At 39.4% G+C, this 15,664-nt stretch carries 14 protein-coding genes and 3 pseudogenes; 5 read left to right on the top strand and 12 right to left on the bottom strand.

Annotated features, from left to right (window positions below):
• Positions 1-62 precede the first annotated feature (62 nt).
• From LN736_RS07560 to LN736_RS07515, 10 genes and pseudogenes are all read right to left on the bottom strand, one after another.
• Positions 63-1,046 (bottom strand): sensor histidine kinase, encoded by a 984-nt coding sequence (locus tag LN736_RS07560; RefSeq protein ID WP_229981284.1) that lies wholly within the window; start codon positions 1,044-1,046, stop codon positions 63-65.
• A complete protein-coding gene (locus tag LN736_RS07555) occupies positions 1,012-1,695 on the bottom strand; it encodes a response regulator transcription factor (protein ID WP_229981283.1) in 684 nt (227 codons plus the stop codon). Before LN736_RS07555 ends, LN736_RS07560 begins: the two co-directional genes overlap by 35 nt.
• Before the next feature lie 381 nt (positions 1,696-2,076).
• Positions 2,077-2,847: an ABC transporter permease gene (locus tag LN736_RS07550; RefSeq protein ID WP_229981282.1), complete on the bottom strand. Its 771-nt coding sequence runs from the start codon at positions 2,845-2,847 to the stop codon at positions 2,077-2,079.
• A complete protein-coding gene (locus tag LN736_RS07545; RefSeq protein ID WP_229981281.1) occupies positions 2,848-3,606 on the bottom strand; it encodes an ABC transporter ATP-binding protein in 759 nt (252 codons plus the stop codon).
• Between the two features lie 18 nt (positions 3,607-3,624).
• Positions 3,625-3,972 (bottom strand): annotated as a pseudogene (locus LN736_RS07540) (DUF1048 domain-containing protein); the annotation flags it as partial.
• The gene (locus LN736_RS07535; RefSeq protein WP_229981279.1) at positions 3,969-4,328 is read right to left on the bottom strand and encodes a DUF1048 domain-containing protein; all 360 of its coding nucleotides are present in this window, start codon (positions 4,326-4,328) and stop codon (positions 3,969-3,971) included. The pseudogene LN736_RS07540 and the gene LN736_RS07535, both read right to left, overlap by 4 nt.
• Positions 4,328-4,633, bottom strand: a complete 306-nt coding sequence (locus LN736_RS07530) for a PadR family transcriptional regulator (protein WP_326839073.1) — start codon at positions 4,631-4,633, stop codon at positions 4,328-4,330. The genes LN736_RS07535 and LN736_RS07530 overlap by 1 nt, the downstream gene beginning before the upstream one ends.
• A 221-nt stretch (positions 4,634-4,854) precedes the next feature.
• The gene (locus LN736_RS07525; protein ID WP_229981278.1) at positions 4,855-5,613 is read right to left on the bottom strand and encodes an SDR family NAD(P)-dependent oxidoreductase; all 759 of its coding nucleotides are present in this window, start codon (positions 5,611-5,613) and stop codon (positions 4,855-4,857) included.
• A 138-nt stretch (positions 5,614-5,751) separates the two neighbouring features.
• The gene (locus tag LN736_RS07520) at positions 5,752-6,489 is read right to left on the bottom strand and encodes an EFR1 family ferrodoxin (protein WP_229981277.1); all 738 of its coding nucleotides are present in this window, start codon (positions 6,487-6,489) and stop codon (positions 5,752-5,754) included.
• Between the two features lie 19 nt (positions 6,490-6,508).
• Positions 6,509-8,623 carry an NAD(P)/FAD-dependent oxidoreductase gene (locus tag LN736_RS07515; protein WP_229981276.1) on the bottom strand — a complete coding sequence of 705 codons (2,115 nt, stop codon included), beginning with the start codon at positions 8,621-8,623 and terminating at the stop codon, positions 6,509-6,511.
• Between the two features lie 220 nt (positions 8,624-8,843).
• On the opposite strand from LN736_RS07515, the gene LN736_RS07510 reads away from it, so the two are divergent.
• Complete coding sequence (locus tag LN736_RS07510) at positions 8,844-9,413, top strand: TetR/AcrR family transcriptional regulator (RefSeq protein WP_229981275.1); 570 nt, start codon at positions 8,844-8,846, stop codon at positions 9,411-9,413.
• 75 nt (positions 9,414-9,488) lie between these two features.
• Here LN736_RS07510 and LN736_RS07505 read toward each other — a convergent pair.
• A pseudogene (locus tag LN736_RS07505) lies at positions 9,489-11,344 on the bottom strand (APC family permease).
• 256 nt (positions 11,345-11,600) lie between these two features.
• Here LN736_RS07505 and LN736_RS07500 point away from each other — a divergent pair.
• The 4 genes from LN736_RS07500 to iadA all read left to right on the top strand — a co-directional run bounded on the left by LN736_RS07500 (position 11,601) and on the right by iadA (position 15,134).
• Positions 11,601-12,587 (top strand): biotin--[acetyl-CoA-carboxylase] ligase, encoded by a 987-nt coding sequence (locus LN736_RS07500; RefSeq protein WP_229981274.1) that lies wholly within the window; start codon positions 11,601-11,603, stop codon positions 12,585-12,587.
• 160 nt (positions 12,588-12,747) lie between these two features.
• Positions 12,748-13,404, top strand: a complete 657-nt coding sequence (locus tag LN736_RS07495) for a YdjY domain-containing protein (protein WP_229981273.1) — start codon at positions 12,748-12,750, stop codon at positions 13,402-13,404.
• A gap of 68 nt (positions 13,405-13,472) precedes the next feature.
• Positions 13,473-13,883 carry a hypothetical protein gene (locus LN736_RS07490; protein ID WP_229981272.1) on the top strand — a complete coding sequence of 137 codons (411 nt, stop codon included), beginning with the start codon at positions 13,473-13,475 and terminating at the stop codon, positions 13,881-13,883.
• Between the two features lie 84 nt (positions 13,884-13,967).
• Positions 13,968-15,134 (top strand): beta-aspartyl-peptidase, encoded by a 1,167-nt coding sequence (gene iadA / locus LN736_RS07485; protein WP_229981271.1) that lies wholly within the window; start codon positions 13,968-13,970, stop codon positions 15,132-15,134.
• A 19-nt stretch (positions 15,135-15,153) separates the two neighbouring features.
• Here iadA and LN736_RS07480 read toward each other — a convergent pair.
• A pseudogene (locus tag LN736_RS07480) lies at positions 15,154-15,664 on the bottom strand (glycine/sarcosine/betaine reductase complex component C subunit alpha); the annotation flags it as partial.

Below are 15,664 nucleotides of genomic sequence, written 5' to 3'. Positions count from 1 at the left end.
TGCTTTAACATTAGTATAGTCAAAAGAGTATAAAATAAAAATTGATTTACCTTGCAATAACATTACAATCTTGAAAGAAAAGACAAGCTAACGCTTGTCCCTTTCTCCGGGGCTGAAGTCAGATCTACCTCAATACCAAGCTGTTTTGCAATATATTTAACCATAAAAAGACCTATTCCTGTAGCGGCTTTATGTTTTCTCCCGTTTTTGCCTGTAAAGAACAAATCGAAAACTCTGGGGACATCTTCTGCTTTGATACCGATGCCCTCATCCCGGATCGTCAGTATCGTGCGCTTTTCACCAGGTTTTATTTCCATATGGACATTTTTACCTGAAGGAGTGTATTTAACAGCATTGGCGATGATTTGTTCCAGGATGTAAGCACACCACTTTTTGTCCGTGTAAACATAGGCTGACTCCCCGTGAAGTTTCGGATACACGCCTGCATAGATAAAGTCACGTTTCTTTTCATTGATAACCCTGCTGATGAGCGAGCGAAGATCAACACGTTCCGGCATGTAATCATTGGAGAACTCGTCAAGCCGCAGAATGTTCAGAGCCTGCTCCAAATTTCTTTTCAGCTTATCATTTTCCAGGGAAATATCTTCCAGAGAATCTTTGGATGGATTGTCACAGGCAAGTTCAATAATGGTCAAAGAGGTCTTCATGTTATGTATAAAACTGGAGAACATGGAGTTGCGGTCCCTCAGCTTGTCATTTATAGAAATGATGATATTATTGTAATGTTCATGTATATCCTCCATTGCTCCAAAAGCAAGGGCTTCCTTGCAGTTGTCCGGATTTGGCTTATAACCTCTGCCCTGTTTTGCCTTGTCTAAGCTGTTCAGAAATCTGTACATAATAACAGATTTAACAATTACATAAGCTGCCAATATAGTCAAGCTAATCAAAGTAGGATATGCAATCATGCTTCCCGGGTAAACAAGATTAAAAATTAAAAGGAGAAGGGCAGTATTTAAAATATAAAAAATAATAGCCATCCTCTCACTATCAACGGTTTTCCACAGCAGCCGCATCAAATACATATCCCACACCTCTCTTAGTTTCAATACAGTTTTGCAGTCCAAGTCCTATAAGCTTCTTCTTTACCCGGGTAATATTTACAGTTAAGGTGTTGTCATCCACAAAACTTACATCATCCCAAAGCTCTTCCAAAAGCTGCTCACGGGTGACAATTTGCCCGGCATTTTTCATGAGCAGCCGGAGTACCCGGTATTCATTCTTAGAAAGCTCTGTCTTTATCCCTTTATAAAATACACTCATAGTATCTTCCTTCAAACATATTCCATGTATGGTTATAATACTCTCTTGCTGCTCTTCCCTTCGCAGCATGGCATTTATTTTTGCCAGCAGTACCCCAATTGAAAAAGGTTTGGTGATATAGTCATCTGCACCGTTTTCCATGCCCCTTATCTGCTCCCCTTCTTCGCTCCTGGCTGAAATGATGATAATTGGAACTTTATAATGTCTCCGTATCAATTTCAAATAGTAAAATCCATCAAATTTGGGAAGGTTGATGTCAAGCAAAATGAGTTTTGGATTATAAGCTGATATGGTTTCAAGCACGGCATCGTAGTCATCAACTACCTTCGTTATAAAGTTATAGGCCTCCAAATACTCGGATATATATTTCTGAAGCTGCTCATTGTCTTCAATAAGTAAAATTCTATTCATATTCCCACACCTTTCAAAAATATAGTACTAGATCATGCCCTGACTAAAAAACAGGTTATCCCGCAAGTATAATTTTATCATACTTTCAGCTCAAAACTTTCAAATATCAGTTAGATAGACAACCTGCAAAGGATTGAACAAAATGAAACCTATTCTTTTTTTATTATTTTCAACATTGTTACAATTTTTTATTCGCTGTGAAATTTTAGCATCTAGCATACTATAAAAGAAAAAGTCGATAACCGCGAACAATCTCACCTGTTATCGACTCTGCGTCTTGGCGTCTGGCTCTTCGATAATTGACATATTCAGTTTTTTTACATTCTACCATCCCTTTGCTTGATGTTCTTATTGACCAATATTATTTTAATACCTGCAGCTTTAGGCTGCTTTGCGTTTATAAACCCTTATTGCGAACAAATATGCAACAATGAGAATACCTAGACACCATGCAAGTGCAACCCGAATATCATTTTCAACAGGCTGACCTGACAGCAGCGCGCGGATGGCATCCACAATGGAGGTCACCGGCTGGTTTTCGGCAAAGGCGCGAACAGGTCCCGGCATGGATTCAGTGGGCACAAAGGCCGAGCTTATAAAGGGAAGAAAAATAAGAGGATAGGAAAAAGCACTTGCGCCGTCCACTGATTTTGCGGACAGTCCGGCAATGGCTGCAATCCAGGTCAGGGCCAGCGTAAACAGAGCGAGTATACCGGCCACAGCAAGCCAGGAGAGTACCCCCGCCGATGAGCGAAAGCCCATAATCAGCGCCACGAGAATAATGATGGCAACTGAAATCGTATTGGATACCAGTGAGGTCAGCACATGCCCCCACAGCGCGGCCGAAGGCGCTATTGGCATGGAGTGGAACCGCTCGAAGATACCTCCCTGCATATCCATAAACAGACGGTAAGCCGTATAGGAGATCCCCGTTGCAATTGCAATCAGCAATATACCGGGCAGCAGGTAATTCACATAATTATCCGTGCCAGTTTTAATGGCACCGCCGAACACATAGACAAACAGCAGCATAAACGCAATGGGCATGATAGTTACCGTGATAATAGTGTCCATGCTGCGGGTAATATGGCGCATGGAACGACCAAGCATCACACCCATGTCGCTGAAAAAATGTTTCTTTACCGCTTCCATTTATCTTCCCTCCTTTTTGCCGATGACTGCGAGGAATATTTCCTCCAGGGTCGGCTGTTTTTCAACATACTCCACCTTCGCGGGCGGAAACAGCTTTTTCAGCTCCTCCAACGTGCCGCTCACGATAATTCTACCCTCATGCAGAATAGCTATCCGATCCGCAAGCTGCTCGGCTTCCTCCAGATACTGCGTGGTCAGGAGCACCGTTGTTCCATCCTTTGCAAGTTCTTTGACAATTTTCCAGACCTCCATGCGTGCCTCGGGATCAAGCCCTGTGGTGGGCTCGTCGAGAAAAATAAGCTGCGGTTTTCCGATCAGACTCATGGCGATGTCTAGTCTGCGGCGCATACCACCCGAATAGGTAGAAACTCTTCGGTCAACAGCATCGGTCAGTCCGAAGCGTCTTATCAGATCATCCGCCACCTGGTGCGGATTTTTGAGGTGCCGTAGTTTGGCAATCATAATAAGATTTTCCCGTCCGGTCAGTATCTCATCCACGGCGGCAAACTGTCCGGTAAGACTGATTTTTTCACGTACACGCTCCGGCTGCCTGACAACATCAAAACCACATACCTGTACATTTCCCCTGTCAGGAGTCAATAAAGTGGCCAAAATCTTAATTACAGTGGTCTTACCAGCGCCATTAGAGCCAAGCAGAGCATAGATACTGCCTTTTCTCACCTCAAAATCCACGCCTTTGAGGACACGAAGTTTCTTGAAAGACTTTTGTAGACCTTTTACTTGAATTGCTTTTACCATTCCCATATCCTCCTTTTACTTTGTTTTATCCGTGTGTTTTTTTATGGCATTGTAAACTTTCTGGTCAACAGGTTCCTGATAGATGTCAGCATAAGTTTTTGAATCTTTGATCAGATCGTCGCAGAAAACCGCTACGTCACTACCTGTCACTTCGAGTACTCCTTTTCCCAAGGCAGCACCCTCTTCAAAAAGATCCACAATTCCCGAGAGCAAACCTATACCGTCAGTCAGTTCAACAGGTCCGACCTTAAAGAGATATTTTTGAATCTCTTTATAAACAATCTGATAATCTTCTGGCAGTGCTCTGACACGTGCCATGTGTGCCCGCCACTCCTTTTTACCCTCAATGATATCTTTTATTCTCATTTTATCCTCCTATTACCTAATTTTTTAGCGATATTATTATTGAGCTGCTGGCGCCACTTGTTACGATAAGACTTTGCCCCTTCTTCACCGGCCAGCGCTGAGCAGAAACCTTTGATATCATCACTCAAAACCTCCTGGACACTCTCACCCTCCGCCGCCGCTTCTTCAAGCAGGCCAAGCACACCGTCAAGAATTGGCATGAGGTTGCGACCGGTGAAATCCGAGTGCGGCCAAAGATTGGCCTTAATTTTTTCCCATGCCGTTTGATAATCTGCCGGCAGCTTTTTGGCTCGCACTTCAAAAGTTTTCAATTCTTTAGTTATATCACTGCCTGTGATTTTTTCCCAAAAATTCATTACTTTTTCTCCTTCAACTCATTAATTTTTGATGATACGAACTCCCATTTTTCCCAGAACTTCCGCAGTTCATCACGCCCTGCATCGTTGAGTAGGAAAAATTTTCGCGGCGGTCCCTTGTCAGAGGGCTTTTTGGTGACCTCTACCAGCTTGTTTCTTTCAAGCCGAATCAAAATGGTGTACACTGTTCCATCCACCACATCTGTGAATCCGAGGGCGTTCAACCGCCGCGTGATTTCGTAGCCGTAGGTTTCTTTGCGGCTAATTATTTCAAGGACGCAGCCTTCAAGCACACCTTTGAGCATTTCCGTTAGGTTTTCCAGTATAATTCCTCCTTTGCTACTTTGTATGACTAATATGTAGTAACACTTATTACTGCTATATAGTATCACGTAATAGATGGTTTGTCAATAACGTAAATCACAATAATCTAATACTTTATGCGGGTTCAAAAAAGCAAAAAAGACCGCCTCAAAAAGACGACCAATTTTTTCGTGCATCGACATTGTATCAATACCGCAATCAATTACACCTTTGCAAAGGGTACCACCAAATTATGTGGAAAAAGTTTACTTATAACACGATAAAATTTATAAAAAGCTCCTGGAGTATATACGGCCTTCCCTCCCTGGGCAGCTTTTAAGGAATCCCTGGCCACATTTTTCATATCAAGATACGGTAGTTTATTTACAACAGACTTCTTTCCCTGCGCTTCTGATAGAATTGCCATTTCTGAGGCCATATTGCCGGGGCATAATGCACATACATTAATACCACGTGATTTCAACTCTTCACGGATTGCCCTGCTGAAATATAATACAAACGCCTTTGTTCCACTATATACCGCCATGTTCGGGTTTGGTACAAAAGATGATACGGAACAGGTTTCAACAATAAAACTTCCTTTTTTCATATAGGGGAGGCACAGCCTTGTTATGGCTGTACATCCCATGACATTCAGGTTAATCATATTAAGTTGACTTTTTAAATCTTTTTCTTCAAATTTTCCACGCGTGCCGACTCCTGCATTGCTGACAAGGATTCTGATATCTGGCTTGTTTTCATCCAGAATCTTTTCAAACTCTACAAATGATTCTTCTTTCCCCAAATCCATAGGCACTAACCTTATTTCTTTATCAGAATACTTTTGTCTTATTTCTTCCAATCTTTCTTTTCTTCGTGCAATCAGCCATATCTCATCAAGTTCCCGATATTTTTCTATAATTTCTCCCGTAAATTCTTTTCCAAGACCGGAAGATGCTCCAGTCACAATCGCTATTCGCATGTTTTTAAACCTCCTTATACTTTTACGCTCGGATATTAGCAGTGCAAACATTCAAAACAAAGCGTACAACTTATCTTAATCCATACTAATCCTCTGGTTGATTTTCTCTTTATATAGTATTAAAGATAATAAAATTACTTAATCAGGGAAAATATATCTCCCGCTGTTCTGTGTAGCATTGCCATATTGAATGGCTTTTGCCGGACATCGGTTGATACATGCACAGCACTGCATACATTTTCTGTGCTGCCAGGCAGGTCTGTTCTTCTCCATCCGAATATCAGATATGGGACAGACAGCTGAACATTTGCCACAGCCAATACAGTTGCTATCGGCATGAAACCTTTTGTCAGACCGGGACAGTCGAAAAATCGGTGCAATTACAAATGATTTGAGAAAAGGCAGCGCTCCCGGAAGTATTCTGTTTTCTTTCTGCCTTTTAAGGATACTGTCTCCAATTGTTTCCAGTTCTATCTTTGCAGCAGCGATTTTGCGGTGCTGTGAGATTTCATTTTCTGTATCGAAACCTGATAAAACATAATTGTTTGGCATCCTCACAGAATAACAGCTATCCACATGAATGTGCCGTTTTAACCATGTAAAAGCAAAGCCGGTCTCACTTTCACAGGTGGCAACTGCATACACAAATGCATTTCTGTGAACTCTGATCTGTTTTACAAAATCCGTCACATACTTCGGTGTGGACCATGCATAAACGGGAAACACAATGCCCAGAATATCATGCTCACCGATAGATGCAGGAGCTTCTTTCGTCCTTACCATGTCTGTCATAGACATGGCAATGTCATCTGTTTTTTCTGCGAGCCGTTGAGCGACCCATTTAGAATTTCCGGTTGCTGAAAAATAATAAATCATATCACACCTCCGAATTTGTTTATGACAATTCACGCGAAAGTTCATATGCCTGATGAACTGCATCTTTAATTCTGCCTGATTTATAGGCATCTCCAATCACATACATTTTATCGCAGCATCCCTGTAATTCTGCTGCAACTTCCTTATTGCTGCGTACTCCCAATGAGAGAACAACTGCATCTGCATATACGATTTCCCTCACGCTGTTTTTCTGAACGAGTGTAAGCTTGTGGCTGGCGATGCTTTCAAGTTTTCTTCCCGACATAAAGGTTACGTCAGCCTTTTTTAACCTGTTCATGACATCCCACACACTGATATTAAAGGCACCAGGAGCAATCTTGTCGGCCATCTCTATAATGGTTACCTTGTTGCCCTGCTCCACCAGTATCTCCGCTGTTTCGATTCCTGTCATACCGGAACCAACAACTGCAATTGACTTGTTTTCAAATTTCAAATCACCTCTCAAAATCGGTGTTACCGTCGTCACATAATCTTCTTTGGCACCCGGTATACCCGGCTTAAATGCCACAGCCCCTGCGGCGACGATTACCGCATATGGGTGATAGGACACTACAAGTTCCTTTGTAGCAATCCTGTTATAGAGGATTTCAGCTCCATTTCTCTTAGCTTGATATTCCAGATCTTCAAAACACCAGCTCATTTTTTCTTTATACGGCGGCATCTTTGCAAGCTGCAGCTGCCCGCCAGGTGCAGCTTCCTTCTCCAATAGGGTGACCTTGAATTTTCTGGCTGCCAGCTCTCTTGCTGCAGTGAGACCCGCCGGTCCGGCACCAACAATCACAATCTGTCTTCCATCACCGTTTTTTTCCCCGATTTTCGTGTATTTTGTCTCCTGGCAGGCCCGTGGATTAACAGCACAATTAACTGGCAATCCATTTATAATATTACGCTCATAGGATTCCATACAATATAGACAGCCAATACATCTCTGAATATTCCGTGAATCTCCGTTTTTGGCTTTTACAGCCCAATCTGGATCGGCAAGAAGCGGCCTTGCCAGTCCAATGAAATCCTGATCTCCTTCCAATAAAAGCTGCTCAGCCTGCTCCGGAGTACGAATTACGCCAACCGAAATGACGGGGATATGCACAGCATCCTTTACTGCTTTGGAAAGATATTTTCGCCATCCGGGCTGAAAACTGATGGGCTCGGTGATCATAAACTGCGTATCGCTGTTTCCGGTTGTAACGTTGATGGCATCTGCTCCATATGCTTCCAGTGATTTTGCAATCTCGACGCCATCCTTTAAATGCAGACCCTGCTCAGGATAACCGATTTTTTCATAGAATTCATCTACTGTAAGACGTACTGAGATAGGAAAATCTGCACCACATTCCCGGTGAATTCCCTCTATCAGTTCCTTCATAATCCGCAGCCGATTTTCAAAGCTGCCGCCATATTCATCACTGCGGATATTTGTATAAGGGCTTAAAAACTGATTTAAAAGATATCCATGTCCTGCATGCAGCTCCACTCCGTCTGCACCGGATTGTTGTACTCTTTTAGCAGCTTTTACAAACTGTCTTATTAAATTATGAATCTCTCCTGTAGTAAAAGGCTTGATTTTTTGGTTCCCGAAAACAGAAAGTCCAAGTCCCGCTGGTACATCACTAGGTGCCCTTAATGGCTTCATATATTTATTCATCATCTGAATCATCTTTGGATCACTTAGAGATTCTGCATCAGCCTTTCCAGCTATAGAAGAGAACACTTTCCAATAAAAAGGAAAGATTTTTGCAAGCTTCTCATTAATACTCCAAAACGTAGGGAAGAGCACGACATTTTGGCGACCCGGATGATGGAGTTGTACAAATATTTTCGCACCTTCTCTGTGAACGGCAACTGCAACTTTCTGAAATGGTTTGATATACTTATCCGAAGACATGGAGAGCTGCCCGGAGGCTACCACACCATCTTTTTCATTGATACGTGTATATTCCGTTATGATCAGGCCGACGCCGCCTTTCGCCCGCTCCCTGTAATAAGCCACTGTTTTTTCGTTGGCGGTGCCGTCATGGTCGGATACATCCACTCCCATGGCTGTCATGACAACTCTGTTTTTTACTTTTATACTTCCAATTTTCGTCGGCGAAAACAATTTTTTATATGCCATTGTCCTGTCCTCCTAACTCTATTTTCCCATAAATTTAATCCTGCAGAAATCATTAATAGTACTAAACACAATTTGTTTTTTGCTTCATCTGCAAATTTTTAGACACTTGCCTATATGCAAATTCTATGATAAACTTAAGTGCAAAGCATATCAAGAATCAAATAAAGGCTTTTGTCTAATCTTGGACAAAAAAATAAATCTGCAAAGGGAGGAATTATCTTTGAAATACGATCTTACAAAAAAAATTACCAAAGGAGCCAGGCGAACCTTAGATGCTTTTTTTAATAGTATGCTTGAACTGCTTTCCAATAAATCTTTTGAAGAAATCACCGTTAATGAACTCTGCCAACAAAGTAATTATCCTCGGGCTACATTCTACAACTATTTTGACGATAAATATGATTTATTAAATTATTGTTTGTATGTCCTTGCCAAACAGATTCATCTTGAAGAATATAAAAACTTGGATCCGGAAGAAAGTTTATATATATTCTTTGATCGAATGTATGATTTGATTACTGCTCGTCAGGATATGATTCAACATATTTTGAAATTTAACTCCGGAGAAAATTTACTGCTCAGTCATTTTCGGATCTATATGAATATTCAAATGCGAGAAATTTTTTGTCAGTGTCAATGCAAAGACCGTTATAAGATTCCATATGAGATTGTAGCAGAACACTACTGCAATACCATCCTTCTCATTTTAGAATGGAGCTTTTTGAAAAAGAACAGCTGCTCCAAAATCCAGGCCCATGAATATCTGAAATATCTTTTGAGATCACTATAAAGCATTATAAAATTATACCCTCACGTCAATTTTATGACACGAGGGTATATTCTTAATATTTTCTTTTCAATTGACCTATCCTTCATCTATTATATAGGGCACAGTGACTATGGCTATATTCCTTCTTTTAAGAAGCATGGTTTTGATAAACAGCGAAGTCTGGTTGTGAAGTATGTTTCCCCACCATTTTGTAACTACAAACTGAGGCATGACTACCGTTACAGTGTCCTTTGAGCCTGCGGCATATTCTTCCGATTCTATGAATTTAACCAGGGGGCCAACTATACTTCTGTAGGGTGATTTTTTGACTATTATAGGTATATCTACATCATACTGATGCCATTTTTTCAAAAGTTTCTCTGTAGCGCTGTCATCCACTGAAACATGAAATATTATTATATTGTCCGATATGGTTCTGGCATAATTCAAAGCCTTTAAAAAAGATTTATTGAGAGTATCTATGGGGACTATCACATATCTTTTCTGTGAGGCAAAATCTATTTTCTTAGGTTTCTGATCCAAAGGGAGCCTCAGCTGTCTTGCAACTTCAGTATAATGCAGTTTTATTTTTCTCATAACATAGACTACAGCAGGTATCAGTATAAAAACCACCCAGGCTCCATGAATAAACTTGGTAACCCCTATTATAACTGCAGTTATAAGAGTCATAAAGGCACCCAATCCATTTATAAATGCCTTATGTCTCCAGGCAGAGCCCTTGTTTTTTATCCACCTTCTGAACATTCCAGCTTGGGATAACGTAAATGATATAAATACTCCTACAGCATAAAGAGGCAGTAAATAATGTGTATCCCCTTTAAAAATTATGACCAGTATACAGGACAATAGTCCCAGCATAACTATTCCATTGGAATAATTGAGTCTTTTGCCCCTTTTTGCAAACTGTCTTGGTGCATAACCATCTTTAGCCATAAATGCCAGCAGCAGCGGAAGCCCTGCAAAGGCGGTATTCCCGGCTAAAACCAGTATGACGGCAGTAGTTGCCTGAATTACATAGAACATGATATTTTTATCAAATATCTGCTGGGAAATCTGTGCCACCACAGTTACCTCCGAGTTCGGAACAGCATGATAAAGTGTAGCCAGATAGGAAATTCCTCCAAATACCAGCAGCACAATGAGAGCTAGAAGACCCAGTACCATTTTGGCATGTTTTTGTGAAGGTTCCTTGAAATTTGGAACACCATTGCTCACTGCTTCTATGCCCGTTAAAGCTGTACATCCACCTGCAAAAGCTTTCAGAAAAAGAAAAAGAGTTATATTTTCGGAGGCTTCAGGTATCTTATAGAACGGCACAGGCGTATATCCCATAAAATGTATTTTAATTACTCCCCACACGATCATGAACAATACAGAAATTATAAAAAGATATGTGGGCACTCCAAACAATTTGGAGGATTCCCTCACTCCTCTCAAATTTCCGATGACAAGTAAGATTATAAGTCCCAATGTTATTCCAACTCTATGAGGAAGTAAAAAAGGTGCTGCCGAGGTAATAGCTGCAGTCCCGGCAGAAGCACTTACCGCCACAGTCAGTATATAGTCTATGGTGAGGGAGGCACCTGCTATAAGCCCTGCGGTAGTCCCAAGATTGTCCTTGGCTACAACATAGGAGCCTCCTCCTGAAGGGTAGGCATCTATAGTTTGTCTATAGGAAAAAGTAAGCATAAACTAAACATTAAAAATACAATGAGCATTGAGGCGTACATCATATATTTATAAGACAACACTCCTATTGCGGGAACCAGTATCCAAAGTATTTCCTCCCCTGCATAGGCCACAGATGAAATAGCATCGCTGGACATTATGGGGAGTCCCCAGAATACACTGAATTTTTCCTTTTTTAATTCTTGAGTTTTTAAACTCTTTCCTGTTAATCCATTTAAAAAATTTCCCAATTTAAAGCCCATCCTTAACACCTCTAAAAGTAAATTTATCTCTCAACTTATTGTTTTCTGATATGATGTGTTATTATACCATCAATTAGATAAATTTTAGATTAAGATTTATCCGTATGTATAAAGATTGTATAAAGATTCTATTCTATAATAAATCTGATGAATGGTTCACATTGTTTATATGATAAATGAAACTGCCAACAATATTTCTATCAAGTTATGCACTTATGTTATAATGTTATTAAACAATATAAAAGGTGGGTTTTACATGAAATATGAAGTTCTCCATTTACTGAAAAAAAGCAGCACAACATTCTTATCTGGGCAGTTGATAAGTGAAAAGCTAGGAGTGAGCCGCACATCTATATGGAAATACATAAAATCTTTAAAGGAGGATGGATATATAATAGATTCTTCCTCAAAAAAAGGCTATAGATTAATAAGTTCCCCGGATATACTGACTTTTGAAGAAGTCAATCCATATTTAAAAACAAACCATATGGGTAAAAAAATCCTGCACTTTGAAAGTATAAATTCAACAAACAACAAAGCAAAGGAATTATCTGAAAAGGGCGAAGATCATGGAACTGTGGTAATATCCGAAGAACAGGTAGGCGGCAAAGGCAGATTGGGTCGTTCCTGGTGCTCCCCAAAATATAAGGGAATAAGTCTGTCTATAATACTGAAGCCAAATATAAATCCTATGGAGGCTCCCAAGATAACTCAAATAGCTGCTGCTGCCATGATAGAGAGTTTAAGGGAATTTAATATAAATGCTAAAGTAAAATGGCCTAATGATATAATAATTAGAGGCAAAAAAGTCTGTGGAATTTTGACAGAAATGAGCGGTGAATTAAATAGAGTAAACTACATAATTGTAGGCATAGGTATAAACGCCAACCTGGATAAAGATGATTTTTCAGAAGATCTGCTGGATAGGGCCACTTCCCTTAAAATAGAGACAAATACCAGTATAAATAGGAAATCACTAGTAGGCATGCTTTTAAATAAATTTGAATTTTTATATGCTGAATTTCAGGAAAAGAAACAAATCGAACTTTCCATAAAAATATGTAAAAATAATTCTGCTGTTATCGGTAAGAATATAAAGGTAGTTAGAAATAACAATGAAAAATGTGCAAAGGCACTTGATCTGGATGGAGATGGGAGATTGGTGGTTCAATACAAGGATGGCTCTCTGGAAAAACTTGTATCCGGTGAAATCTCTATAAGAGGGCTAAATCAATATATTTAAATTTTGATTTATATTTTACATTTAAGTATACTATAAAATTTTATTATAGACAAAACTCAAATCATAACATATAGATATTTGTTATAAAATATACTGTCATGTATAATTATCATGAATTAAATCTAAGGATAAAATAATTTGTTAAGGGAGGTTTTATGTTATGAAAAGAATTTTATCCATCATATTTTCTATATTATTTATTGGTGTACTAGCTGTTGGATGTTCCTCAGGTGAACAATCCTCCAATACACAAAAACAATCTACTGAAAATAAGGAACAAAAAACTCTTACTGTGGATAAAAATAAAAAAGAGGTCAAAATATCGGCACAGGTAAATGGAAAATATTTTACTGAAAATACCAGACATGGTGTAGTTTTTAAGGATGGTAAGAATGGCGAAAAATCTGTATTGAGAGGTTTTGTAAAACCAGAGGATTTTTATAATGCTCTGATCTCCATTGGTGCAAAACCTGGAAATAATCTAGAGGCAGGTGATAAAGGCAAGGGCAAAAAGGTAGAGGGATCAAAATTAAACGTATACATTACTTGGAATGGCCTTGGAAAGGAAATACCTTTCTCAGATATTATATATTCAAGTGATCCCAGACCAATGGACATAAGATTCGGCGGTAACCTGGCCCATGCTAAAAAGATGAATACGGGCTGCATATTATGCTTAGATAGTTGTCCAGTAGGTATTACCAGTAATTCTGCTTATGCATTTGGAGAATCCGATACAGTTAAATTCCACGGTAAAAAGGATGTCCTTCCAAAGGACGGCACAGATGTTACCGTTATATTCAGATTAGCAGAATAAATAGTTTTTTGGGGTACGATGTTTATACATCGTACTCTATTTATTTCATACATTTCAGGAGGTTAAAAATGAAATTTTTCAGCTTAATATACAACGGGTTTATATGGGGGATGCTGCTCTCCATTATAGCTTTCCAAAATGAATGGCTGGAGATGAGGATCAATACGGGTATAATAATTCCAATTACAATGGCATTATGTTTTATTGTATATTTCATTAAGTCAGCAAAAAAACATCCATTATATAAAATTGGCTTTAAATTCAGCATATTTAATCTGATATCATGTGTTTTAATAACGATTTTAATAATCGGTACAGACAGATTTCAGATTCTGCCAGCTTCTATAATAAGAGAAGGAATACATTACAGCAGCTTAAGCTTTTCTACAGTAAATTTAATATTATCTATATTCTTTATAACAGGACTTTTTATTATATTTTTATCCAGCAGATCCCAAAAACACTTTAAGTATAAATAACTTATAAATGATCTTCATTTCTGCGTTTAAATTATAGTAGAAAAGCAAATTATAATATCAAATACATTGAAGGATGTGTAAATTATGCTTTTAATAAAAAACGTAGAAATATTTGATCCCAGATCTATAGGTAAAAAAAATATATTCATATGCTTTGATAAAATAGCATATATCTCTCAAAGAATAAACATTCCGGATAAAAATTTCCCCCAGGTAGAAATACTAGACGGAACTGGATTAAAAGCTATTCCAGGACTAATCGATCTTCATATACATATAAACGGCGGTGGAGGAGAAGGGGGCTTTTACAACAGAACCCCGGAATTAGGACTTACAAAATTCACATTAAATGGTGTTACAACCTGCGTGGGTCTTTTAGGTACAGATGGAATTACAAGAAATATGGAAGGTCTGCTGGCAAAGGCACAAGCCCTTCAGTCCGAGGGAATAAGCACATACTGCTGGACAGGATGTTACGATGTACCAACTAGGACCCTTACAGACAGTGTCCGAGGCGATATTATCACTGTGGATAAAATAATAGGGGCTGGCGAAATAGCTGTTTCCGATCATAGGGGAAGTCATCCTTCCGATGAAGATCTGATACATTTGGCCTGTGAAACCCGGGTAGGCGGACTTATTTCAGGTAAATGCGGAGTTCTTCATATGCATCTTGGAGATGGCAAAAGAGGGTTGACTCCTATATTTGATGTAATAGAAAATTCAGATATACCTTTTGAAAATCTGCTCCCTACACATCTCAATAGAAACAGTCTATTATCCAGACAGTGCATGGAATATTTAAAAATGGGCGGCTTCACTGACATAACAACAGGGATTAAAAATGAAAATGATGATGCCATCAGTTCATCTCAACTGTATCAAACGATATTAAAGGAAAATATTTCTCCATACCATGTGACCATGAGCTCTGACGCAGGAGGAAGTATGCCTTTTTTTGACAGCAGTGGAAAACTGACCAAATTAACCATAGGCATGCCTTCTACTGACATTGACTCCATAAGGGAATCCATTGAAAGAGGTCTCTCCATGGAGTTGGCCCTTATCCCTCTTACTCTTTCACCTGCCAGATTTCTTAAATTTCCCTGCAAAGGTAAAATAGCAGAGGGCTATGATGCAGACTTGGTTTTATTAGATGATAAATTAAATATTCACACCGTTATAAGCAGAGGAAAAATTATGGTTCAAAACTACAAACCAACTGCATACGGAACCTTCGAAAATAAATAAGAGGGTTGTTTTATCCCTCTTATTTATATCCTGCTTCCTTTAAAATTTTTACGGCCTTTTCACCCTTTTGAGAATTTACCAGAATCACAGGCCCTGTGCAGCCCATTCCGCTTTCAGAATATATACCTTTTCCCCATAATACCCTGCAGGCATTGTCCAGTTCCAGTATATCTATCCCCGGTATTGCATAGGTCACAACTTCCCTGGGAGGCACCTTTACATCCACCTCTTCAGCTTTCGACGGCCTATCCTTTTCCAATATTTCCTCCAGCCCTGCAGCCTCTGCCTTTTGAAATTCATTCTTCGCCGTCCTCAGTACTTTTCCTTCAGCACACACAGCACAGTATTTAAGTGCTTCACAGATAAGAGGTGCTCCAGAAGCCCTGGATACTATATTTATCAGCTTATCATAATTTTCCCCTATTCCCGGACCGTATCCATATCCCAGAGTCTCATAATTTCCTCCGGTAGTATAGGCTGCAAAAATCTTTATGAGCAGATTTCCGGTCAGTGAATCACAAACCATGACA

Source organism: Clostridium aromativorans, assembly GCF_020908015.1.
In the GTDB taxonomy this organism is placed as follows: Bacteria; Bacillota; Clostridia; order Clostridiales; family Clostridiaceae; genus Clostridium_B; species Clostridium_B aromativorans.
Note: the sequence above shows the minus strand (reverse complement) of the source record. Positions and strands in the feature narration are given on the sequence as shown.